Origin of the sequence: Kosmotoga olearia TBF 19.5.1 (assembly GCF_000023325.1) — a bacterium.
GTDB lineage: Bacteria > Thermotogota > Thermotogae > Petrotogales > Kosmotogaceae > Kosmotoga > Kosmotoga olearia.
This window is the reverse complement of the sequence record NC_012785.1, coordinates 1,770,449-1,794,769: the sequence shown is the minus strand read 5'-3', so window position 1 is coordinate 1,794,769 and position 24,321 is coordinate 1,770,449. Positions and strand designations below refer to the sequence as shown.

Genomic DNA, 24,321 nt, shown 5'->3' with positions numbered 1-24,321 from the left:
CTTATCCGTCCTCCTGATTCAGTTGATCTATTAGCACCTTCAAACTATCCAGAATAGGCTCTAAAAGCCACGACACTGATTCCACAAACCCCGGGATACACAAAACCACCGAATTCAGTATCGTACCGGCGGTACAACGATAAAGCGCCAACCCTGGATCGTGTTTCAGAGCACTGTGGATCATAGCGACCTCCAGACCTGTCGCACGTTTATCGATGATCGAAAGAAGAGCCTCCGGGGAAATGTCTTGACTTAACAACCCGGTTCCGCCAAGAATCACAACAAGCCCTGTCTCCCGCGTTAAGGTATATATAGCGTCCTTCAAATTGCTCATAATTGGTTCCACATCCAGTTGTTTAGCCAGTTTGTACCCATGCGCTTCCAGTATCCTCTTGCACTCCAGTGCGGCGGAACGGGTTTCATCCAGATAGCCGGTTTCAAGAACCCTTATTACAGAGCTTCTGTACATGGTGCACCTCCAAAATGCCCATCATTTTATGTTATTTACTATGAAACACATACGCACTTGTTCCATCAAGCCTTACGATACCCTTAACGGTTTTTATTGTGGCTATCCCGGCAATCTTCCCATCAACAACCATTTCCCATTCCCCATCCGGCAACCTGAAATAAACGGGGGAAGTGTTGGCGTTGAAAACCACAAGAATTTTGTTCCAGGTGTCTCCAAGCTTTCTGCCGTCTATAATAAACGCTACCATGCGCTTTTGCGGCGTGTTTATAAAGGTAAGGTTCGAGCGTATATCCTCTGCCGTCCTCATCCTGAAGGCGATGTGCTTTTTCCTGAGCTCTATAAGCCCTTTGTAATATTCGAAAACATCCAGAAATTTGACTTTTCTCGCCCAATCGAATTTGTTGATCTCAATTCCGGCATTATAACTGTTTTCGTTACCATACTTGGTCCGGCAGAAGTCGCTACCGCCGTGAAGGAATGGGATTCCCTGAGAAAGCAAAATGATCGCATTCGATAATTTCTGGGCTGACTTAAGAAACTCTTCGGAAGCACTCGACATAGCGCTCAGGTTCTTATCCCAGAGGGTTTGATTGTCGTGGGAAGAAACGTAGTTTATCGTTTCTTCAGGATCCGCGGCAAAATCAACGATTTTGCTGTCGTATTTTATACTGCCCACAACACCGCGTTTAATTCTTGTTTCCTTCCCTCTTGAACCAAACGCGAAGCCTTTCGCCGTCTTATTGAAAACGCTACCCCGGATGGCATCTCTGAAACCATCGTTAAAAAGGGCAACATTGGTCCCTCTTTGATCGCCTTTGGTAAAGGTAACCTTCGCACCAAAGCCTCCCCAGGGTTCACCATACAGAAGTATCGTTGGATCCACCTTATGGAGAGCCTTTTCTATCTCTAAAACTGTTCTCCTGTCAAACAGGCCAAGAAGATCAAACCTGAAACCATCAACATGATACTCCCTAACCCAGTAAAGCAGTGAATCAACAATGTACTTTCTCATCATCGGTCGTTCGGTGGCAATTTCGTTTCCAACACCTGAGCCATTCGTATAATTCCCGGCTTTATCTGTTCGATAGAAGTAATAAGGAACCGTCTGGTCGAAAGGAGAGCCCGGGCCGGTTTGAGCAGTATGGTTATAAACCACATCAAGGATAACCCTGATATTATTTTCATGAAGGGCCTTTATCATCTTTTTTACCTCAACGATTCTTGAAAGAGGATCGGAAGGATTCGTACTGTAATGCCCTTCGGGAACCCAGTAAAGATAGGGATCATAGCCCCAGCCATACTGATCCGGCTCGCCTTCTTTGATGTAATAAATATCATGAATCGGCATTATATGGACATGGGTAATTCCCAATTCCACAAGATGGTCAAGCCCCACTTTTACTCCTTCGGGGCCCGTTGCGCCTTTTTCGGTAAGTCCGAGATATTTCCCCTTGTGAACGATATTCGTTGATTGATCAGCGGTGATATCGGCGATGTGAATTTCATAAATTATAGAATCCTCCGGAGCGAGCAGGATTGGTTTTACCTCCTTCTCCCAACCGAAAAAATTCGTCTTGGATAGATCAACAATTACAGACTTTTCACTGTTTCTGGTAACCGCCCTGGAATGAATGTCCACGGTTTCCCTGATCTTACCGTAGGAATAGAAGCGATATTTATATGCTGTAAGGTGAAGATCTCCCTCAACAGTAGCTGTCCATACCCCTTCAGAGGCTCTTTGCATTTCCACAACCTTTGACGGTTTTTCCGAATTGAAATCATCGTAAAGGAGTAGTTCCACTTTCGAAGAAACCGGTGACCAGATTTTGAAAACGGTACGCTGAGGTGAATAGTTTGCTCCAAGGTCATCCCCACTGTAATAAAATTCATCATCGTCAAGGACTTTCCGTACAATAACAGTTTTTTCAATGTAACCTCTTATATTCAACTTTATATCTTTTGAAACATCCTTTGGTTTTAAGGGCGATTCAAGGATTATCTTTATATATTTTGTAGTAGAAATGTCCGTTGGATCTGCTTTTGTTACATCTTTAACCGCCACGCTTTTTCCATCAATACTGATCAAAAGTTTTCCTTTCCATTTGTTGGTGTTAAAAGGAGTTGAGAGGTAGGCATAAATTTCCTGAAAACTATCCAAAAATGCCGCCTTCACCCTCGGACTAAGATCAACGTTAGAAGGATCTGTGTAATACTCCATTTCTCCTTCCAAAACCCATATTTCGGCAACACCTGATTCCGGAATATCGACAAATCGGTCGGCGTTAATATCCTTTGCTTCCCATTCCCTCAACCTTACGATGAAACCTAATTGCGTGTATCTGTCCTGGAAAACAACAATAGACAGTACTCCAAAATCATCTTTACCTGTGAACTTATAGCTCTTCCCCTCAAGACTTTGCGGTTTATGAGGCCATACCCAAAGATTCCAACCATTATAGTTTCCATCGTAACGATGATAATGAACGATCAAAACCGTATTACCCCCAAAATCCTTCGCGGATTTACCGGTTGCCAACGCTTCAAACCCAAAAACCGTCTCCACAAACACCATGAATATTAACACCAGAAAAAATACTCTCAGAAACTTCATAGGCTTTCGGCATCCAAACGCTTCCCGTTTAACCGGGGAAGAAAGAACACCCGTACCTCCCTTCTTCATACTCTTGTTATGTACTGCCACAAATAAACTGAGATAAAATGGTTGAACTCAATTTATAACTATTCCACTATCGGTGTTACCTCATAACCATCCAGTTTTCTATCGTATTTGTATTCGAAAATATCGTAATTACCATCGGGATAAGCAATCTTCAACTTGCCTCTCTCACTATCTATGGTGGTTTCCCATACATAATCGTAATTCTTCACCTCAACCATTGACCTATCCAGCGCAACAGCTATAACAATCTTTTCACCACTATCTAAAACTCTCTTTTCTTCAAAGATAAAAGAATCCTCTTCAGATCCATCAACATCAGAAAGTATCGCTAACCTCACTCCAGATAACTCCACCTCATTCGCTCGTGATTCAATAACAATGATTCCTCTTCCCATTTCATAAAGTTCTCTTATTTCAACTATTACTAGATCTCCTAACGAAGCTTTCACAGTCTTGGTTCCAATATCACTGAACCCAAGTACTTTAATTTTTTTTATACTTCCATCCTCAGAAGTCCAGATACCAAGTCCATTATTTTTTGCAAATAACTCAGCGGCTTTTAAAAAATCCCTGTAATCCTTAGGACAGGTAGTCTCATCAAATTCAACCAGCCCATTGGATAGAAGCAAAGATTGAAGTAAGAAGACGTCATTCTCAAATTTAACCCACAGCAATGGAGTCAAATTTCCCGTCTCATCTCTCATGGTTTCCGAAAAAGTCAAATATACTTCTTCGCCAAGCAAAAGCCTGTCAGTCAGAAGCTTCCTCATGCTCCAAATGGTCTCACTTTCCTCTTCCGGAAAGGTTATTCCTGGCAAGGTCAACTTCAATTCACGCCCTTCATATAAGATTTTAAGCTTTCTATCTGTAGTTTGTCCTACTATGAGGGCTTTTAAAAGATTGTTAGGGATACTATCAGGAGAAAGGTAGTAAAAAGTGTAAGTACCGATCTCCAGTGTGTTTGACGCACCTTTCGCATAAACCAAACTCGACATCAAAAGTAACAGGACAAGAAAGAAACGCGTCATATAATCACTCCCCAAAAAGTATACCATTCAGAACCAGGGAGAAGTAAAAAATTTTTCGTTTCACCAGTATCTTTCCAGCAAGAATCTAAAGATCCTTCAACAACACTTCCAGCTCCATAACATTGATATATGCAATACCAACATTTCTGCAGGCGCCATCCATTATCTCATCGTTCCCGATCATAATGCATTCCTTCGGCGAAACGCCGACAGTTTCCATGATTTCTAGATAATAATCCGGCAATGGTTTAACAAAATGGCTGTTCTCCATCGTGGTAATATGGTCGAATATTTCTGGAGTGAGACCCACCCATCGAATCCTTTTTTCGATAGCTATGTATGGGAAGACCGGATTGGTTGCCAGAACAATTCTGTGCCCCTGTTTTTTTAACTCCAGCAAAGCTTTCACTGCATTTTCCCGCGGTTTTATAAAAGTCTCAAGCCCGTCAAAATCCGTTTCATAGAATTTGTTGAAAAAGCTCTCATACCATTGCTGGCTCTTGTCTCCCATCTTCTTAGAGAAAAACCTCATAAAACGCTGGTAATTGTTTTCCCGCGTCTCAACCTCTACCTCAAGATTTTTAACGGCTGTTAATATGGTTGCCAACAATCTTTTTGGGTCTACCCTGTCCCGGGAATATTCCGAAAGTAGCTTAAAATAGATCTTAATAAAAGTATCGTCATCCAGGGTAGTCAGGGTTCCATCAAGATCAAAGAGGTAACACAACGTGTTGATACCCATATTTTCATCACTCCTTAAAGTTTTGATTCCTACTATAATTTCGCCATGTAGTAAAATAACCGTTGAAAAACAACTACATCTCAACTATAATGTAAAAGAATGCATTTTGGAAGGAGGCAATCACAATGTCAAAGGTCTGCGAGATCTGCGGGAAAAGGCCGACTACAGGTAATACTGTCAGCCATTCCAATAAGAAAAACAAACGCTGGTGGAAACCAAATGTCCAGAAGGTCAAAGTCATAGTTGATGGCGAAGTCAAAAAGATGAGAGTCTGTACCAAATGTCTTAAAGCCGGAAAAGTCCAGAGAGCAGTATAAAAGCGCGCAAAGCGCGCTTTTATTTTCAAGGGTGTATATGTTGAGCAGGAGAACCTATCTGGAAATAGATCTGAAAGCTTACAAACAAAACTTAGAGTTTTTCCAGCGAAAAGTTTCACCCACAAAAGTTATGGCCGTGGTAAAATCCAACGCCTATGGCCATGGAGCTGTTGGAATTTCAAAAGCTGCTGTTGAATCCGGTATTGACATGCTGGCTGTGGCTTTCTTAGAAGAAGGAATCGAACTGCGAAACCATGGAATAAACGTTCCCATACTGGTATTTAACTATTTTGATCCAGAATACTCCTCTCTAGCACTTGAAAATAACCTTACAATCACAGCCTACTCGATAGAACAGATGAAAGGAATTAAAAGTGTCCTTGGTAACCAGATCAGAAAACTGAAGGTCCATGTAAATGTGGATACCGGAATGAAGCGTATCGGTCCCTCTGCTAACGAATGCACATCGCTGATAGAATACCTTCTGGAAAATGGGTTTAGCATAGAAGGAATCTATTCACATTTTGCCGTCGCTGATGAAGCAATAGAACAGTTTTCTATAGAGCAGAGAAAAGCCTTTGAATCCGCGGTGAAAACCCTTGAAAGCAAAGGGATAAAAATTCCTGTAAAACATCTATGTAACAGCGCGGGTTCATTGCGGTTTAACCGTGAGGAATATAATTATATAAGACTTGGCATAGCCAGTTACGGTTTGCAACCTTCCGGAGATTTCGTCATTCCGGAACTTAAGCCCGTTTTAACATGGAAAAGCGCTGTATCTTACGTCAAAACTTTAAAGCCAGGTGACAGCGTGAGTTACGGGAGAACCTTTATCGCGGACAGGAAAATGGTGGTTTCCACCGTACCCGTGGGTTATGGGGATGGTTACAGCAGGGGATTATCCAACCGTGGCGAAGTGCTAATCGGCGGAAAACGTTGTAAAATCCTTGGTAGAGTCTGTATGGATCAATTCGTGGTAGACGTTACGCACCTGCACAAAAAACCAAAAATAGGCGATGAAGTTGTACTGATTGGCTCACAAGGCGAAGAAAGAATAACGGTAGAAGAAATAGCCGATTTACTGAACACAATAAACTACGAAATAACCTGTACAATAACCGCCCGCGTGCCAAGGTTATATACTGGAAAGGAGTAATGAAATGAAACTTAAGGATATCCTTGGAGAAGAAGTGGTAAAGAAAATAAACGAGACACAAAGATCCGATACCCCCATGCCTTTCGTTTCCGACCTCAAACCGGGAATGAATGTAACACTGGATCTGAAAGTTATTTCCAAACGTTTACAGCAAACCCGCGATGGAAAGAAATTTCTTCTCATGACTCTCTCTGATCGCACCGGAACGATAAGGGGAATAGACTGGCATTCTGCAGAAGAAAACGATGCAAAAATAGATATAGGTTCGCTCGTCAGGGTTAGAGGGAGAATCGTTGTTTATGAGGAACGACTTCAGCTCAACCTAGACAGCCAGAATGGTCTCGATCTGCTCAAAGATGGTATGTACGACTCGTCGAGATTTCTCGCAACCACCAAACGAAGTATTCCATCAATGTATGAATCTCTGGAAAAGTACCTGAATTCTATCAAAAACGAACCTTTGAAGCAGCTTTTGAAATGCGTTTTCGAGGAAGACAGAGAATTCGTTGAACATTTCGTCACCTCTCCAGCAGCGGTCACCGTCCATCACGCGTACAAAGGCGGGCTTTTAGAGCATACGCTGGATGTTGTAGAAATCTGCGATTTTCTCTCAAACAAATATGCAGAATCCCTTGATCGAGATTTGCTCATAGCTGGCGCGATGCTTCACGATATCGGAAAGGTCAGGGAATATTCGCTCAATCAGGCTGGAATAGATAAAACCGACGAAGGGGAGCTCATAGGCCATATAACAATCGGTTCGGAAATGATTACGCACTATGCCGGTAGGATTCGCGACTTCCCGGAAGACCTTCTTATAGAATTGAAACACCTCATTCTGTCGCACCATGGCGAAATGGAGTGGGGGTCACCCGTGGTTCCAAAAACCACAGAAGCCATAGTTCTCCATATGGCTGACAACCTGGATTCCAAAATCGCGCAGTTCAGAGAAATAGAAAATCGAGAATCAAACGCTTCTGGTTACGGTTGGAGTAATTACGACAGGTTCTTAAACCGCAGAATCTTCATGAAAAACCGTGACAGTTCAGCACAATGAGGTGATATCTTGTCCAAAAAACTCGTTATAGTTGAATCCCCCGCAAAAGCCAAGACCATCGGAAGATACCTTGGCAAGGATTACGAGGTAACTTCATCAAAAGGACACATTCGAGACCTTCCCGAATCTGAATTCGGTGTCGATCTCAACAGCCTCACCCCAACATACAGAATTCTTAAGGGAAAGGAAAAGGTTGTCAAACAGCTGAAAGAAAAAGCAAAAGGAAAAGAGGTTCTTCTTGCTTCAGATATGGATAGAGAAGGTGAAGCAATAGCGTGGCACGTGGCTCAAATACTCGGCCTTCCCAAAACAAAGAAAAACAGAATCATTTTCAGCGAAATCACCGAAAATGCGATAAAGCGAGCCGTTAAAAATCCAAGAACGATAGATATGAACAAAGTAAACGCTCAGGTTGCCAGAAGAATCCTGGACAGGATAGTTGGTTACAAGCTAAGCCCATTGCTCTGGAAAACCGTTTCTCGCGGACTCAGTGCCGGAAGGGTTCAAACGGTGGCTTTGAAGTTCATATCTGACCTGGAAAGCAAGATCGCGGCATTCAAGCCCCATAAATTTTATAAAATCTTCATGCGCGTCGGTGAACAAAAGATACAGCTTCTCGAAATAAATGGAAAGAAATTCAGCAATAAATCCATCAGAACGGAAGAAGAACGCGATAAAATCCTAAACGAACTTAAACAATCCGTTTTTGTAGTTTCCAGTATTGAAACAACAAGAAAAAAGATCAAACCACCTGAACCATTCATAACCTCGACCATGCAGCAAACTGCCATAAACGAACTCGGCTGGAGCGCTTCGAAGACCATGAAAGTAGCACAACAACTCTACGAAGGCATCGATACCCCGGAAGGTCATATAGCCTTCATCACCTACATGAGAACAGATTCAACCAGAATATCGGAGGAAGCAAAAGAAAAAGCGAAAGTGTTCATTCTGGAAAAATTCGGAGAGAAATACCTCGGAACTGCAAAAACGAAGAAATCCAGAAAGAAAAATGTCCAGGATGCCCACGAAGCTATAAGGCCTACATATCCTGAACGCACACCGGAAGAGGTTAAGGCGAAAAAACTTCTCTCCGGTGATCACCTTCGCCTCTACGCACTCGTATGGAAACGTTTCTTCGCTTCGCAGATGGCAGCGGCGGAATATGATGTAACTACGATAAAAATAGCCGATGAAAATGGGAAATACGTCTTCAAATACACCACCAGAAACTGTGTATTTGACGGGTTTGAACGTATTCTTAAGAAAACAAACGGTAACCACGAAACCGCTATCGTTCCAGAAGGGAAAACAATAAAACCAGACACCTTTCTATGGGAAGAAGACCAGACGAAACCCCCGGCAAGGTACACAGAAGCCTCACTCGTAAGGGAATTAGAGAAAAAGGGCATAGGTCGTCCCTCAACCTACGCTACAATAATCTCTACATTGCTCGAAAGAAAGTACGTGGTAAAATCCGGCAGAGAGCTCAGGCCAACGCTTTTAGGGAACATAGTTGCCGACTTTCTCGGAAAAAGCTTCCCGGATATTATAAATGAAAAATTCACGGCTAACATGGAAGAAGAACTGGATGAGATTGAAAACGCCAAACGCCAATGGAAGGAAGTTGTTTTAAGGTTTTACGAAAACTTCGCGCAGGATCTGAACAAGCTAGAACAGGATATAAAGAACGGAAAGTTGAAAATAGAATACCCGACCGACAGAAAATGCGATTGCGGTGGCGAATTCAAGGTCGTATTTGGAAGATACGGCGGCTATTTGAAATGTTCCGAATGCGGCAAAAATCAATCTCTTGACATGACTGTATTCGCCCCCATCATAGAAGGCAAGGTAATCCTTCACGACATTATAGAAACCAACAACAAAAAGAACGAATTAGATGAAACCTGTCCTGAATGCGGCTCCAAACTTGTCATAAGAAAAGGAAGATATGGCTCATTCATAGCATGTTCTGCATATCCTAAATGTACCTACACACGAGACATATACGTAGATGCAAAATGCCCAGAATGCGGCGGTTCTGTCAAAAAAATGCGAAGCAAAAAGGGAAAAACCTACTTTAAATGTGTAGATTGCGGAAAGATGTTTTGGCGCGAACCCGCTGGCAAGAAGTGCGAAGTTTGTGGAGACCCACTCTTCTTCAAGTTTAAAAGAAGAAGTAAAAAAGTACTTTACTGTGAAAAATGCAAAAAGGAGTTCCCGATAAATGAATGAACTTCGTCGAAGAATCACCGTGCTTTATGGTGGGCTTTCGAAGGAACGGCCTATTTCTTTGAAGAGTGGTTCAAATGTTATAAATGCTCTGGAAAAGCTCGGATACATCGTGGATGCTTTCGACTTGAGAGCCGATAATATTACCGAACTTGCAAAGCTCAGGGATACTGATCTGGTCTTCATCGCGCTCCACGGAAAATTTGGCGAAGATGGCAAAATTCAGTCCCTTCTCGAACTATTCGGCATAGAGTACATTGGCTCAGATAGTCTCGTTAGCGCCATTTGTTTCAATAAAAACCTCACCTACAAACTCCTTTCAAACACGATCACCATGCCCCGCTGGAAGACCATAACCTCAGAAGAAGAACTGGAAGGCTGGAAACACTTTCCTGCGGTTATAAAGCCAGCGAACGAAGGCTCAAGCATCGGAGTCTATATATGCGACACATTTGAGGAGCTTCAAAACAAAACCACGAAAGTTCTAAAAGAATACAAAACGTTGATACTCGAAGAGTATATAAAAGGACGTGAGCTAACGATATCCATCATTGAAAAAGGTGGCCAACCTGTCGTTCTGCCAATTCTCGAACTCAAACCCAAACGGCGCTTTTACGATTACGAAGCAAAATATACAGCGGGTCTCACGGAATTTATTGTTCCGGCCCCCATAGATGATAAACTCAAAGAGGAGATAAAGAAACTATCAAAAAGAATATTCACCGCTCTGGGTTGCAGGCATTTCGCCAGGATAGACGGCATACTTAAAGAAAATCAATTTTACTTTCTCGAAGTAAATACCATCCCGGGCTTAACGGACCTCAGCGATCTGCCGGTGTCCGCCCGGGCCGCAGGGATGGGATTTGAAGAACTCATCGATTTGATAGTTAAAGAAGCCCTGAAACCTGATTGAAACTGGAGGTGAAAGAATGGAACAAATGCATGGAACAACGATACTCGCTGTCAGAAGAAACGGTAAAACGGTAATTGCAGGTGATGGGCAAATCACTCTCGGCGCAACGGTAATGAAAGGTTCAGCTAGAAAAGTGAGAAAACTTGGAGACGGCAAAGTACTTGCCGGATTTGCCGGTTCGGTAGCCGACGCCCTGACGCTCTTCGAAAAATTCGAAGAAAAATACCGCGAAAGCAATTCAAGCCTTTTAAGAGCAGCAGTGAACCTTGCAAAAGAATGGAGAACGAACAAGATACTCCGGAATCTTGAAGCGCTACTTCTCGTTGCCGATACGGACAATATCTTACTTATCTCGGGAAACGGCGAAGTGATTCAACCCGATGAAAACGTCATCGCTATCGGCTCTGGCGGACCATATGCACTTGCCGCTGCCCAGGCCCTACTCAGAAATACAGACATGGATGCCGAAGGAATAGCCAAACAGGCGATGAAAATAGCGAGTGAGATATGCATTTACACCAACTCGAACTTCACCGTAGAAGCCCTGGAGGTGAAAAAATAATGCCACAGATAGACGAAGATCTGGCACAGCTTACCCCAAAAAAAATAGTCGAAGAGCTGGACAAATACATCGTAGGCCAGGCGGAAGCGAAACGTGCCGTAGCGGTAGCCTTGAGAAACAGAATCAGACGGCAGAAACTACCGGAAGATGTCAGAAAGGAAATCATACCCAAAAATATCCTCATGATCGGGCCTACCGGTGTGGGTAAAACCGAGATTGCCAGGAGACTGGCGGAATTATCAAAATCCCCGTTCATAAAGGTTGAAGCCACCCGCTTCACAGAAGTGGGTTACGTCGGTAAAAATGTGGATTCCATGATCCGCGAATTGGTGGCCTTTGGCGTCAACATGGTAAAACAGGAAAAAATGAAGGAAGTAGAAGAAAAAGCAAAGCAGTTCGTAGAGGACCGGATACTTGAAGCGCTTGTCCCAGGATTGAAACACAGAGCGGGCCAGCCGAAAAACATCTTCGAACTCTTCCAGGGCGTCCCCCAGCAAAGAATCTCCCCGGAAGAAGCGGAAAATCTGCGGAGAAAAAGGGAAGAATATCGTCAAAAATTGAGAGACGGCGAACTGGAAAACCTCCAGATCGAAATCGAACTTGAGGAACAGCCAAAGCAGATGATAATGATTCCCGGTATGGAAGAAATGGGAATAGATATGTCCGGCATGTTTGGCGACATGCTCCCAAAAAGAAAGAAAAAGAAGAGAATGTCGGTAGCAGAAGCCAGAAAAGTCCTTCTGCCGATCGAATCCGAGAAACTTCTGGATATGGATAAGGTTATCGCAGAAGCCATCGAACGAGTTGAAAACAGGGGTATCGTTTTCATAGATGAAATCGACAAAGTTACCGCCCGCGGAAGCCACGGACCCGATGTCTCCAGAGAAGGTGTGCAGAGAGACCTTCTGCCAATAATCGAGGGAACAACGATTAACACCAAATATGGACCTGTAAGGACCGATTTCATACTGTTCATTGCAGCAGGTGCTTTCCATCTTGCGAAGCCCTCCGACCTCATACCGGAATTTCAGGGTAGATTTCCCATACGCGTTGAACTGAACCCTTTGACAGAGCAGGATTTCCTGAGAATACTCACAGAACCCAAAAACGCTATCACCAAACAGTACAAAGCCCTTCTGGAAACAGAAGGGATCACCCTTGAATTCACTGAAGCAGGTCTCAAAGAAATCGCACGCGTTGCTCATGACCTGAACGAAAGGATTGAAAATATCGGGGCCAGAAGATTGTACACAGTTGTAGAAAAGGTTCTCGAGGAAATCTCCTTTGAAGCACCCGACGTTTCTGAACCAAAGGTTATTATCACCGAAGATTACGTAAACACGAGAATAAAAGAAATCCTGGCCGATGAGGATTTGAGCGCATTTATCCTGTGAGCTATGAATAGGTTAGAATACGCGATACTGGCTTTAGCGGGAGATCTAACTGTTGATGATCTCTCGATTTTGCAATCACATAATATCGGGTTAAAAGAACTCACAACCAGCCGTATAGAACTATTGAACGAGCGAAAGCAGAAGCAAATAATCTCAAAATGCCGAAGCGTCGAAAAAAAACTCAAAGAATTCAGAAATTTCATAACCTTTCAGGACCAACAATACCCTGAAAAACTGAAAGCCAGTCTTTTTCCACCTCCAGTTCTTTTTTATGAAGGAAACCCGGATATACTCAATGAAGAAAATTCGCTGGCTATTGTTGGTTCTCGCAAGGCCACACAATACGGATTGAAACTGGCTGAAAGTTTTTCGCGTGAATTGGATAATGCCGGACTTTGCATAATCAGCGGTCTGGCTGTGGGGATAGACGGAGCAGCACACCGCGGAAGCCTGCAATCAACTGGAAAGACCGTGGCAGTCCTCGGCTCTGGAATAGACATCGTTTATCCAAAAAGCAATCGTAAACTATTCTCTTTCATAACTGAACATGGCTGTATAGTAAGCGAGTTCCTTCCTGGTACTCCTCCAATGAAATACAATTTTCCAAGGAGGAACAGAATCATTGTTGGCTTATCGAAAGCCGTTCTCGTCGTGGAAGCTACAAAGAGGAGTGGTTCACTTATCACTGCCAGACTAGCTCTGGATAATGGACGTGATGTCTTTGCTATTCCCGGAGATATAAACAAACGAAGTTCAGAAGGGACGAACTGGTTAATCCAGAATGGCGCCAAACTAATCTTATCGATTGAAGACATATTGGAAGAATTTCCTACTGTTTCTAGAAGTTCATCCAAGGACATTCAAATAAAGTCATCGGTCTTAAAAGTACTCTCCGAATTTGGTGAACTTGAATTTTCAGAGCTTCTAGAACACACCAAACTTGAACACACTGAACTCCTACTGGAACTCACACGGTTGCAGCTCGAAGGACTTGTTACTGAAAGTACCGGAAAATGGAGAGCAAACATTGTATGAAAACATCGGTTACACGTGTAAGCATATTCTGACATAAATATTGAGATGTTATAATCATAACCGAAGGAGGGGATATTATGCCGTATGTCAACACAAAAGATATTCTTGAAAAGGCGAGTAAAGAGGGTTATGCTGTTCCAGCGCTAAATATCAACAATCTTGAGTTTCTACACGCTATTATTGACGCGGGTATTGAAGAAAATGCACCAATAATCATTGAAACATCTGAAGGTGCGATAAAGTACGCTGGAAATGGTGATATCAGAAGAGGAGCACAACTCTTCGTTTCGATGGTAAGAGCTTTTGCAAATACTGTACCGGTTCCGGTAGCACTTCATCTGGATCACGGCAAACATTTTAACATTATTATGGAAGCCATTAAAGCAGGATACTCTTCTGTCATGATAGATGCTTCCGAATACCCCTTTGAGAAAAATCTTGAAGAAACTAAAAAAATAGTGGAAATAGCTCATAGTGTTGGCGTCTCCGTTGAGGCAGAGCTTGGAAGATTGGTTGGTATAGAAGATAATGTCGTTGTTGCTGAACACGAAGCCGTATTAGTTGATCCAAACGAAGCGAAGGAATTTGTTGAAAATACGGGCGTTGATTTCCTTGCTCCAGCTATTGGAACGAGTCATGGCGCTTTTAAATTCAAAGGTGAAGCAAAACTGGATTTTGATAGATTGAAGAAGGTCAAAGAGCTCACAGGAATTCCTCTCGTTCTGCATGGAGCTTCAAGTGTTCCAGAAGATATTGTAAAGCTTGCTGAAAGTTATGGTGCTAACTTCAAAGGAGCCAAAGGAGTTCCTTCGGATATACTGAAGAAAGCCGTTAAATTTGGAATCAACAAAGTCAATACCGATACAGATCTAAGAATGGCATATGTTGCTGGTCTTAGAGAATTCTTAACCAACAATCCTGGCGAATTTGACCCGAGAAAATATTTCAAGACAGCTAAGGAATACGTTAAAGAAGTTATCAAAGCACGAATGAGACTATTAGGTTGTTCAAATAAAGCCTGAATCTGCTGGAGGTGGCGTTGGTGAAAATTCTCGTTGTTAACTGCGGATCCTCATCAATAAAGTACCAGCTGCTCGATATGAAGAACGAATTAGTTCTGGCAAAGGGCATCGTTGAAAGAATCGGAATCGATGGTTCAAGGCTCAAACACAAAAAAGGGAAAGAAAAGATCACCATTGAAAAAGTAATCTCCAATCACAAAGAAGGGCTCGATCTCGTTATTAAAACACTTACAGACAAAGAAACAGGTGTTATTGAAAATATCAATGAAATCGATGCCGTCGGTCACAGGGTGGTCCATGGTGGAGAATTATTCGCTTCCTCTGTTTTGATAGATGACAGGGTAATCAAAGAGATCGAAGCGAACGCTTTTCTTGCTCCTCTTCACAACCCACCAAACATTCAGGGTATAAAAGCGGCCATGGAATTATTGCCAGATGTCCCTCATGTAGCGGTATTTGACACAGCCTTTCACCAGTCAATGCCGGAAAAAGCTTATCTATACGCTATCCCGAAAGAATACTATCGAAAGTACAAGATCAGAAGGTACGGATTTCACGGTACCAGCCACAGATATGTAGCTGCAAGAGTAGCAGAAATCCTCGGGAAACCCTTAAATGAATTAAAAATAATAACCGCTCATATCGGGAACGGAGCTTCAATTGCCGCAATAGATCGCGGTCGTTCTGTCGATACATCTATGGGATTTACCCCCCTTGAAGGGCTCGTTATGGGCACCAGAAGCGGTGACATTGATCCAGCAATTGTCGTTTTCCTTCAGGAACAGGAAGGCTTAACCCCGAAAGAAATTAACGATCTGCTGAATAAAAAAAGCGGAATGCTTGGCCTAACGGACGGTAAATACAGCGACATGCGTGAGATAGAAGAAGGTGCTATTGCCAACGATCCTGTGTGTAAACTCGCTCACGATATCTACGAATACAGAATAGCCAAATACATAGGCGCATACACCGCTGCTATGAACGGTGTTGACGCGATAGCCTTCACCGCTGGTGTCGGCGAAAACAGCCCTTATCTTCGTGAGAATGTCGTCAAAAAATATCTTGGTTACTTAGGAATCACCCTGGATGAAAAAGCAAACGACTGTAAATCCTGTGAGAAAATCATCTCCACTCCTGATTCTAAAGTAAAAGTCCTCATCGTTCCGACAAACGAGGAACTTGTGATAGCAAGAGACACTAAAGAAATCGTTGAGAAGGGTATCAAAGAATTGAAACTGTGGTAATCTGTCAGCCGTGCGCCGAATTGGCGCACGGTATTTCTAAATTTCTGTGAAGAGGCAGGTGTCAAAGTGAAAGAAGTCACCTTTGAAGCAGACAAAAAGATTTCTAGAAAAGGGCAAAATATATCCCAATTCTATATTGTTTTAAGTGGTGGTGCGATACTAAAAAATCCAAATGATGAAGACAGAATTTTCATGTCTGGAGATTTTATCGATCCGTTAAGTCTTGTTACGTTTAACAGTAGCGGGGATGTTTACGCTGTTGGAAAAACAGTTCTCCTGTGTGGAAGCAAAGAAGAAATTGTCGATTTCATGAAAAAACATCCAAAAGTCCTTCATCACGCAATCATAAGGATAATCGAAAGCCTTTCCTATCATCTAAACAGAAATGAGGAAATAAACAATTCTGTTGAAGAACTTCTGGCTCATCTCACGGCAAAACGCCAATTTTTTATTGATAAGTACCCGCCACTCATAATAGGCGAGAAACCTCTTTACAGAAAAGCTGTAAGCCTTTTGAGAAAGGGCGATTACGATGGAGCAATTGCATACCTTGAAAGTTATCTCAGCCAGTTTGCCAACTCGCCCCTTGAAAGACCTGTCAGAATGTTTCTGGCACTTGCTGAAATAAGCCGTGAGGGCAATGACCGTGCCATAGAGCTCATGCTCAAATTGCTGAAGGAAGCCCCTGACTACGTCTCCAAATACGTTCATGAAATGCTGAGGGCTCTCGGCTTGAAAGAATCGGCTTTCGTAGTTACTTTTGGCACCCCAAATTATTCCGAAGACTTTTTGCGTTATATTCAGGATCAATACTCGAACAAACTGAGAATCATCGAAAATGAGATGGTCATCTTTGAAAACGGCACAATAGCTGATGCGATTTATTTCGTCATATCAGGTGAGATTCGTCTTGTGAAAAAAAGAGAAAACGGCTTCCTAAAGTTAAAGGAGATAACTAAAGGCGAATCCTTCGGTGAAATCCACACCCTTTGTGCCGGAAAATGGGATGTCACCGCAGTAGCAAACAAAGGATCAAAGATAGTAGTCTTAGACAAAGATACCTTTCTCAATACAGCGATAAAGAAAAATCCGGAAGCCGGCCTCGTTCTTATGGATTATCTCCTGAACTTCCAGAAAGAACTACTTCATTTTTAGATTTACAATTTCATTATCTATAAGTCGGGCTTTCCCAACGAATGCGGCGATGGCTAAAATAACCTTCCCGTTAGTGGTATCTTCGAGATTTTCGATAGGGTACAGCGTCTCCTCATCAACAATCTCGACGTAGTCAGACTTTATTCGCTGGCCTTTGCTCAAGATTGCTAACATCTCCGATTTAACCTTTTCAGGGTCAAACTCTCCCGCCTCTATGAGCTTTCGTCCGGCGAGCAACGCCTGGTGTATGAGCAAGGCCTCCTGTCTTTCCTCGGGAGATAGATACACATTTCTTGAACTCATAGCAAGGCCATCCTTTTCCCGGACGATAGGCATTTCCACCAGTTCTACCGGAAAATTCAGATCCCGTGCCATTCGCTTGAGCACTCTGAACTGCTGTGCATCTTTTTGGCCAAAATAGGCTTTCGTGGGTCTGACTATATTGAACAGCTTTGCCACTATCGTGGCGACCCCCTTAAAATGTCCAGGACGCCTGGCACCACAAAGAACATCCGTCAGATCTTCAACAATAACGTATGTGGAGTAATTATCCGGATACATATCTTCAACCTTCGGAATAAAAACATAGTCAACATCAAGATCTCTCAACAAAGAAAGATCCCTTTCCTCATCTCTGGGATATCTATCGTAATCCTCGTTGGGCCCAAACTGTGTGGGATTTACAAAAATGCTCACCGTAACAACAACATTATCCATTCTTGCCTGCCTGACGAGGGAGAGATGCCCCTCATGCAGATACCCCATCGTAGGTACAAACCCATGGCTTTTTTCTTCTCTCTCAATATCTATGGCAATTTTTTGCATTTCCTTTGGGCTTTCAATAACTCGCACTTTTTCCAACCTCCCGTGTTCAATGAAGTTTAAGAACCATTTCTATATGCCATGCAACTGTATCGAATCCCTTTCTCATCGCAGATTCATACAAAGGATCATCTTCAGGAACAAGCGGTATCATAATGTAATTGTAGTTCTTGCAAAAATTATCCAGTAATATATCAAGGAGTTCATCGAACCCGGCATCCTTTCCGGGTAGAATCTCCATAAAATAGATAACATCATCTTTACAACCCCAGACACAGTTGCCTATTTCATTTCCTTCATTATCCTTCACCTTACATACTTCATAACCTTCCAACCACCTGAGATTCTCTGGCTCTCTATGCCAGTTTGGCCTCCTCTTAAAACGTGAGACGCTTTCGTAAGCCAGCTCCACCACTTTATTCAATTCACCGCTTTTGATTTCGTACTTCCCATCGTCAACCTTTCTGACAAGTTTTTTATAGAACGTAACAAGCCTCCGGTTTTTTCTGAATCCAAACTTTTCATAAAAACGCACGGCCTGTCTGTCCATTTCCGGGACTTCAAGTACAATCTCCTTTGCACCGTGCCATTTACATATATTAACAATTTTATCCATCATGCGGAATCCAAGTCCAGTACCGCGATACGCCTTTAAAATCCCCATGTAAGCAATACGACACCTCTTTCTTCGCACACTCAACAAAGCGATCCCTATCTTCCTACCGTCCTCAAACATGACAAAAGAATCAGAAAGGGATACATCATTCTCCTTTAACTCCCTCTCAAGATTCTCGAGACTCCAGTGCATCTTTAACACATAGTCGTGAAAAATCATATTCAATAGTTCCACAATCTCAAGTTTGGAAACCTCGCTAAGCGGTACAAAGCTTTCTCCCATAAAACCAACCCTCTATCCCTTCGGCCTGAAAATCCTATCTTTGAAAGTTTCTATTACGATACTTCCTACACAGAATTTTAACATTTTCCCTGATCAAAAACAAAGTAAGCTATTCGCTAAGAACATCGAGATTCGAGATCCGGTATTCGAGAACTGAGAGTACGAGAATACGAAAGTCATGAATGATAGATCCTGAATCAAGTTCAGGATGACAAGCCAGATTTCCGAGGTTGTAATAAATCAACCGCGAAGCGGTTCAGAACAACCACGTAGTGGTTCTAGTCAACTCCGCAGGAGTTCGTGTCAATCCCGAAAGGGATTCGTACCGCCGCGTAGCGGCCTTCTCGCCTTCTCGCCATCTCGGATTCTCGTTTTTTTGGCCTTCACGCACGACCCACAACCGACAACGATCTTTTTCTCAGATCTCTGCTTTTCAATATTTTCTCTACAACCTAGACCCCAGACCCTATACCCGATCTTTATCTAAGCTCCAGTCTCCAACATCCATTCTCGCTCTTTAATTTTTCTTCACCGGATCTCGGTTCTCGACTCCCGAGTCTCGGTCGTTACGTACAACGCACAACGAAAAAGGGAGAGCATTTCGCTCTCCCTTTTCCCATAAAACCCTGGGCGCTACCTACTCTCGCACGGGGCTGCCCCCGCACTACCATCGGCCCGAAGTGGCTTAACGGCCGGGTTCGGGATGGATCCGGGTGTTTCCCACTCCGGTATCGGCACCCAGGATAACTCTCAAATCACTCAAAGGTGCATAGGGATAGGTAAAGGTCTCGGGTGATTAGTACTGGTCGGCTCAACCCCTCGCGGGGCTTACACCTCCAGCCTATCTACGTCCTCTTCTCGGACGACCCTTGGAGGCCTCGTCTTGGAGCACGTTTCCCGCTTAGATGCTTTCAGCGGTTATCGCTCATGGACGTTGGCTACCCAGCTACTGCCGCTTGCACGACAGCTGGTTCACCAGTGGTCCACTCACCCCGGTCCTCTCGTACTAGGGGTGACCCTCCTCAAGCCTCCTCCGCTCGCAGCAGATAGGGACCGAACTGTCTCACGACGTTCTGAACCCAGCTCACGTACCGCTTTAATAGGCGAACAGCCTAACCCTTGGGACCTGCTCCAGCCCCAGGATGCGATGAGCCGACATCGAGGTGCCAAACACCGCCGTCGATGTGAACTCTCGGGCGGTATTAGCCTGTTATCCCCGGGGTAACTTTTATCCGCTGATCAACGGCCTTTCCACTCAGTGCCGCAAGGTCACTAGGACCAGGTTTCCCTCCTGCTCGGCCTGTCAGCCTCACAGTCAAGCCGGCTTTTGCCCTTACACTCTCCGGTTGGTTTCCAACCAACCTGAGCCGACCTTCGTGCGCCTCCGTTACCTTTTTGGAGGCGACCGCCCCAGTCAAACTGCCTGCCTAGCACTGTCCCTGTGGTGCTCTTCACACCACCAGGTTAGTACTCCGCTGTGGCGAGGGTGGTATCCCACCGGCGGCTCCCCCGACCCTGGCGAGCCGGGTTCTCAGCCTCCCACCTATCCTGTACACACCACAACAAAGTACAATACCAAGCTGCAGTAAAGCTCCACGGGGTCTTTCCGTCTAGCTGCGAGTACTGGGCATCTTCACCCAGACTGAAATTTCGCCGGGCCCCCCGTTGAGACAGTGCTCCGATCGTTACGCCATTCGTGCAGGTCGGAACTTACCCGACAAGGAATTTCGCTACCTTAGGACCGTTATAGTTACGGCCGCCGTTTGCCGGGGCTTCGGTTCAGAGCTTCGCCCTTTCGGGCTAACCCCTCCCCTTAACCTTCCGGCACTGGGCAGGCGTCAGACCCTATACTTCCTCTTTCGAGTTAGCAGAGTCCTGTGTTTTTGGTAAACAGTCGCCGGAGCCTTGTCACTGCGGCTCCCCGGTGCTATTCACACCAGAGAGCACCCCTTCTCCCAAAGTTACGGGGCCATTTTGCCTAGTTCCTTAACGGGGGTTATCCCGCTCCCCTTAGCCTTCTCAGCCAGCCTACCTGTGTCGGTTTGCGGAACGGTCAGCTAATAGCTCAAGCGGCTTGCGACGCTTTTCTCGGCAGTGTGAACGCAACCTCGTCGCTCCCGAAGAAGCTCCCCATCACGCCTCAGCCTCCGGAGGCGGATTTGCCTACCTCCATCATCGGCCTTGACGCTTGGACGCACTGTGCAACCAGTACGCGAGGCCTATCCTCCTGCGTCACGCCCCAAGCCTCACTATTAGCTGGTACCGGAATATTAACCGGTTTCCCATCGGCTAACCCTTTCGGGTTCACCTTAGGGTACCGACTAACCCTGGGCGGACGACCCTTCCCCAGGTACCCTTAGGCTTTCGGGGGGAGAGATTCTCACTCTCCTCTCGCTACTCATGCCTGCATTCTCTCTTGCGCTTCGTCCAGCAGCCCTCGCGGGTCTGCCTTCGCCCTACCGCGCAATGCTCCCCTACCGACAACAGCCTTTCGCTGCTGTCCCACAGCTTCGGAGGGTGGCTTCAGCCCCCTTACATCTTCGGCGCGAAGAGCCTCAACTGGTGAGCTGTTACGCACTCTTTAAATGATGGCTGCTTCTAAGCCAACATCCCAGCTGTCTTCGACTCTTCACTTCCTTTAACACTTAGCCACCTCTTCGGGCCCTTAGCTGGTGGTCTGGGCTGTTTCCCTTTCGACCACGGACCTTATCGCCCGTAGTCTGTCTCCTGCACTTTGAGTGATGGTATTCGGAGTTTGGCTGAGGTCGGAGGTTGCCCCCCTAGCTCAACCAGTGCTCTACCCCCATCACTGACCATGCAGGGCCGTGCTTAGACACGTTTCGGGGAGAACCAGATATCACCGGGTTCGGTTGGCTTTTCACCCCTACCCACAGGTCATCCAATGGCTTTTTACCGCCAACTGGTTCGGTCCTCCAGTGGGTGTTACCCCACCTTCAACCTGCCCATGGGTAGCTCACCCGGTTTCGGGTCTACCGCAGCTGACTCCTCGCCCTTTTCAGACTCGGTTTCCCTTCGGCTTCGCCTCTCCCGGCTTAACCTCGCCAGCTACGATAACTCGCAGGCTCATTAATCAAAAGGCACGCGGTCACCCTTTCGGGCTCCCACTTCTTGTCGGCACACGGTTTCAGGTCCTCTTTCACTCCCCTCCCGGGGTGCTTTTCACCTTTCCCTCACGGTACTTTTGCGCTATCGGTCAGCAGGGAGTATTTAGCCTTGGAGGGTGGTCCCCCCTGATTCCCACGGGATTCCTCGTGCCCCGTGGTACTCGGGATCACAACCCAGGGAGCCTCGCACCTTTCGCCTACGGGACTTTCACCCTCTCCGGTGGGCCTTCCCAGACCCTTCAGCTAGATGCAAGGTTTGTAACTCCCCGGCGAGTCTGCGGCCTCGCCCAGTTGCGTCCCTCTACCCCGTGGTAGCAACGCCCGCAGGCTTCTACACTACCACGGTTTAGGCTCCTCCCCTTTCGCTCGCCGCTACTCAGGGAATCTCGGTTGATTTCTTTTCCTCCGGTTACTGAGATGTTTCACTTCACCGGGTTCGCCTCTCCTTTCGGAGATACCTACCCTCTCAGGTAGGTGGGTTTCCCCATTCGGGCATCCACGGATCAACGGTCGTTTGCACCTCCCCGTGGCTTTTCGCAGCTTGCCACGCCCTTCTTCGCCTCCTGCTGCCTAGGCATCCACCGTGCGCCTTCTGTACCTTTACCTTCCCTATGCACTTTTCAATGACCTGAGAGTTTCGCTTATGGTGGAGACAAGGGGATTCGAACCCCTGGCCTTCTGCTTGCAAAGCAGACGCTCTCCCAGCTGAGCTATGTCCCCACGCTGGTGGGCTCGAGTGGATTCGAACCACTGACCTCACGCTTATCAGGCGTGCGCTCTGACCGACTGAGCTACGAGCCCTCCAAAGCGTCACTCAAAGATGGATAGCGGTCCGCACTTGACTCCTTAGAAAGGAGGTGATCCAGCCCCACCTTCCGGTAGGGCTACCTTGTTACGACTTAGCCCCCCTCGCCAGCCCCACCTTAAACGGGCTCCCTCCTTTCGGTTGGGACACCCGTCTTCAGGTGTTGCCAACTCGGGTGGCTTGACGGGCGGTGTGTACAAGGCCCGGGAACGTATTCACCGCGGCATGGCTGATCCGCGATTACTAGCGATTCCGGCTTCATGCAGGCGGGTTGCAGCCTGCAATCCGAACTGAGGAACGGTTTCAGGGATTTGCTCAGCATCGCTGCCTCGCTCCCCGCTGTCCGTCCCATTGTAGCGCGTGTGTCGCCCAGGACATAAGGGGCACGATACCTGACGTCATCCCCCCCTTCCTCCGCCTCGTCGGCGGCGGTCCCCCTAGAGTGCCCGGCCTAACCGCTGGCAACTAGGGGCAGGGGTTGCGCTCGTTGCGGGACTTAACCCAACACCTCACGGCACGAGCTGACGACGGCCGTGCACCACCTGTGCTGGCTCCCACCTAACGGTGGGTCCTTCCCCTTTCGGTTCAGTACCACCAGCATGTCAAGCCCTGGTAAGGTCCTTCGCTTAGCATCGAATTAAACCACACGCTCCACCGCTTGTGCGGGCCCCCGTCAATTCCTTTGAGTTTCACCCTTGCGGGCGTACTCCCCAGGCGGCTCACTTATCGCGTTTGCTTCAGCACGGAGTGCTCTACGCACCCCACACCTAGTGAGCATCGTTTAGGGCCAGGACTACCGGGGTATCTAATCCCGTTCGCTCCCCTGGCTTTCGAGCCTCAGCGTCAGGTCCAGCCCAGGAGACCGCCTTCGCCACCGGCGTTCCTGCCGATATCTAAGGATTTTACCCCTACACCGGCAGTTCCGTCTCCCTCTACTGTCCTCAAGCCCAGCAGTTTCGACCGCAGGACCGAAGTTGAGCTCCGGTTTTTCACAGTCGACTTGCTGGGCCGCCTACGCTCCCTTTACGCCCAGTGATTCCGGGTAACGCTCGCCCCCTACGTATTACCGCGGCTGCTGGCACGTAGTTAGCCGGGGCTTCCTAGTAAGGTACCGTCTCCTCCGGTGGCTTTCCACTCCACCGGCTATTCGTCCCTTACCACAGCGGTTTACGACCCGAAGGCCTTCGTCCCGCACGCGGCGTCGCTGGATCAGGCTTTCGCCCATTGTCCAATATTCCGCACTGCTGCCTCCCGTAGGAGTAGGACCCGTGTCTCAGTGTCCTTGTGGCCGGTCGCGCTCTCACGCCGGCTACCCGTCGTCGCCTTGGTGGGCTCTTACCCCACCAACTAGCTGATGGGCCGCGGGCCACTCCACTGGCGATGCTGTTGCACCTTTCCCCTTTCGGGCTTATGCGGTATTAGCTACCCTTTCGGGTAGTTATCCCCCACCAGCGGATATGTTCCCACGTGTTACTCACCCGTTCGCCACTGGCTCGCCCCCCGAAGGGGGTCCGCCCGTACGACTTGCATGTGTCAGGCACGCCGCCAGCGTTCACCCTGAGCCAGGATCAAACCCTCCATCCATGGCTCTCTTTCCACTCAAAGTTTTCTTCCTTGGGACCGCTATCCATTTTTCAATGACCCTCTTATCTCCAGCGCTAA

At 46.1% G+C, this 24,321-nt stretch carries 17 protein-coding genes, 2 tRNA genes and 3 rRNA genes; 11 read left to right on the top strand and 11 right to left on the bottom strand.

From position 1 onward, the window contains the following. Position 1: 1 nt before the first annotated feature. The 4 genes from KOLE_RS08415 to KOLE_RS08400 form a co-directional block, all read right to left on the bottom strand. Positions 2-469 carry a MogA/MoaB family molybdenum cofactor biosynthesis protein gene (locus KOLE_RS08415; protein ID WP_015868998.1) on the bottom strand — a complete coding sequence of 156 codons (468 nt, stop codon included), beginning with the start codon at positions 467-469 and terminating at the stop codon, positions 2-4. Positions 470-500: 31 nt separating this feature from the next. Continuing rightward, on the bottom strand, positions 501-3,083 hold the full coding sequence (gene pulA, locus KOLE_RS08410) for a type I pullulanase (protein ID WP_015868997.1): 2,583 nt from the start codon (positions 3,081-3,083) through the stop codon (positions 501-503). 128 nt (positions 3,084-3,211) lie between these two features. Next, the gene (locus KOLE_RS08405; RefSeq protein ID WP_015868996.1) at positions 3,212-4,180 is read right to left on the bottom strand and encodes a hypothetical protein; all 969 of its coding nucleotides are present in this window, start codon (positions 4,178-4,180) and stop codon (positions 3,212-3,214) included. Between the two features lie 85 nt (positions 4,181-4,265). Beyond that, on the bottom strand, positions 4,266-4,922 hold the full coding sequence (locus KOLE_RS08400; RefSeq protein ID WP_015868995.1) for an HAD family hydrolase: 657 nt from the start codon (positions 4,920-4,922) through the stop codon (positions 4,266-4,268). Positions 4,923-5,047: 125 nt separating this feature from the next. Here KOLE_RS08400 and rpmB point away from each other — a divergent pair, with 125 nt between their 5' ends. The 11 genes from rpmB to KOLE_RS08345 all read left to right on the top strand — a co-directional run bounded on the left by rpmB (position 5,048) and on the right by KOLE_RS08345 (position 17,009). Next, a complete protein-coding gene (rpmB, locus tag KOLE_RS08395) occupies positions 5,048-5,239 on the top strand; it encodes a 50S ribosomal protein L28 (protein ID WP_015868994.1) in 192 nt (63 codons plus the stop codon). A 37-nt stretch (positions 5,240-5,276) separates the two neighbouring features. Next, positions 5,277-6,395 (top strand): alanine racemase, encoded by a 1,119-nt coding sequence (gene alr, locus KOLE_RS08390; RefSeq protein WP_015868993.1) that lies wholly within the window; start codon positions 5,277-5,279, stop codon positions 6,393-6,395. A gap of 4 nt (positions 6,396-6,399) precedes the next feature. Next, complete coding sequence (locus KOLE_RS08385; protein WP_015868992.1) at positions 6,400-7,452, top strand: 3'-5' exoribonuclease YhaM family protein; 1,053 nt, start codon at positions 6,400-6,402, stop codon at positions 7,450-7,452. 9 nt (positions 7,453-7,461) lie between these two features. Further along, positions 7,462-9,687 carry a type I DNA topoisomerase gene (topA, locus tag KOLE_RS08380; RefSeq protein WP_015868991.1) on the top strand — a complete coding sequence of 742 codons (2,226 nt, stop codon included), beginning with the start codon at positions 7,462-7,464 and terminating at the stop codon, positions 9,685-9,687. Further along, complete coding sequence (locus KOLE_RS08375; RefSeq protein WP_015868990.1) at positions 9,680-10,597, top strand: D-alanine--D-alanine ligase; 918 nt, start codon at positions 9,680-9,682, stop codon at positions 10,595-10,597. Before topA ends, KOLE_RS08375 begins: the two co-directional genes overlap by 8 nt. A gap of 16 nt (positions 10,598-10,613) precedes the next feature. Next, complete coding sequence (gene hslV, locus KOLE_RS08370; protein WP_015868989.1) at positions 10,614-11,159, top strand: ATP-dependent protease subunit HslV; 546 nt, start codon at positions 10,614-10,616, stop codon at positions 11,157-11,159. Further along, on the top strand, positions 11,159-12,553 hold the full coding sequence (gene hslU, locus KOLE_RS08365) for an ATP-dependent protease ATPase subunit HslU (protein ID WP_015868988.1): 1,395 nt from the start codon (positions 11,159-11,161) through the stop codon (positions 12,551-12,553). The genes hslV and hslU overlap by 1 nt, the downstream gene beginning before the upstream one ends. A gap of 3 nt (positions 12,554-12,556) precedes the next feature. Further along, positions 12,557-13,588: a DNA-processing protein DprA gene (gene dprA / locus KOLE_RS08360; protein WP_015868987.1), complete on the top strand. Its 1,032-nt coding sequence runs from the start codon at positions 12,557-12,559 to the stop codon at positions 13,586-13,588. A gap of 77 nt (positions 13,589-13,665) precedes the next feature. Next, positions 13,666-14,610 (top strand): class II fructose-1,6-bisphosphate aldolase, encoded by a 945-nt coding sequence (fba, locus tag KOLE_RS08355; protein WP_015868986.1) that lies wholly within the window; start codon positions 13,666-13,668, stop codon positions 14,608-14,610. A gap of 20 nt (positions 14,611-14,630) precedes the next feature. Next, positions 14,631-15,854 (top strand): acetate/propionate family kinase, encoded by a 1,224-nt coding sequence (locus tag KOLE_RS08350; RefSeq protein WP_015868985.1) that lies wholly within the window; start codon positions 14,631-14,633, stop codon positions 15,852-15,854. A gap of 66 nt (positions 15,855-15,920) precedes the next feature. After that, positions 15,921-17,009 (top strand): cyclic nucleotide-binding domain-containing protein, encoded by a 1,089-nt coding sequence (locus KOLE_RS08345; RefSeq protein ID WP_015868984.1) that lies wholly within the window; start codon positions 15,921-15,923, stop codon positions 17,007-17,009. Here KOLE_RS08345 and panC read toward each other — a convergent pair. The 7 genes from panC to KOLE_RS08310 all read right to left on the bottom strand — a co-directional run bounded on the left by panC (position 16,995) and on the right by KOLE_RS08310 (position 24,243). Then, on the bottom strand, positions 16,995-17,861 hold the full coding sequence (gene panC, locus KOLE_RS08340; protein WP_015868983.1) for a pantoate--beta-alanine ligase: 867 nt from the start codon (positions 17,859-17,861) through the stop codon (positions 16,995-16,997). The two genes, KOLE_RS08345 and panC, sit on opposite strands and share 15 nt — an antisense overlap. A gap of 19 nt (positions 17,862-17,880) precedes the next feature. Continuing rightward, positions 17,881-18,729, bottom strand: coding sequence for a GNAT family N-acetyltransferase (locus tag KOLE_RS08335; RefSeq protein ID WP_015868982.1), 849 nt, complete (start codon positions 18,727-18,729; stop codon positions 17,881-17,883). Positions 18,730-19,354: 625 nt separating this feature from the next. Continuing rightward, a 5S ribosomal RNA gene (gene rrf, locus KOLE_RS08330) occupies positions 19,355-19,471 on the bottom strand. 34 nt (positions 19,472-19,505) lie between these two features. Beyond that, positions 19,506-22,459: ribosomal RNA gene (locus KOLE_RS08325) — 23S ribosomal RNA — on the bottom strand. 39 nt (positions 22,460-22,498) lie between these two features. Further along, positions 22,499-22,574 (bottom strand) — tRNA-Ala (locus KOLE_RS08320). A gap of 4 nt (positions 22,575-22,578) precedes the next feature. Continuing rightward, positions 22,579-22,655 (bottom strand) — tRNA-Ile (locus KOLE_RS08315). A 49-nt stretch (positions 22,656-22,704) separates the two neighbouring features. Then, positions 22,705-24,243 (bottom strand): 16S ribosomal RNA (locus tag KOLE_RS08310). The 16S, 23S and 5S rRNA genes sit together here with 2 tRNA genes alongside, the layout of an rRNA operon. Positions 24,244-24,321: the final 78 nt, after the last annotated feature.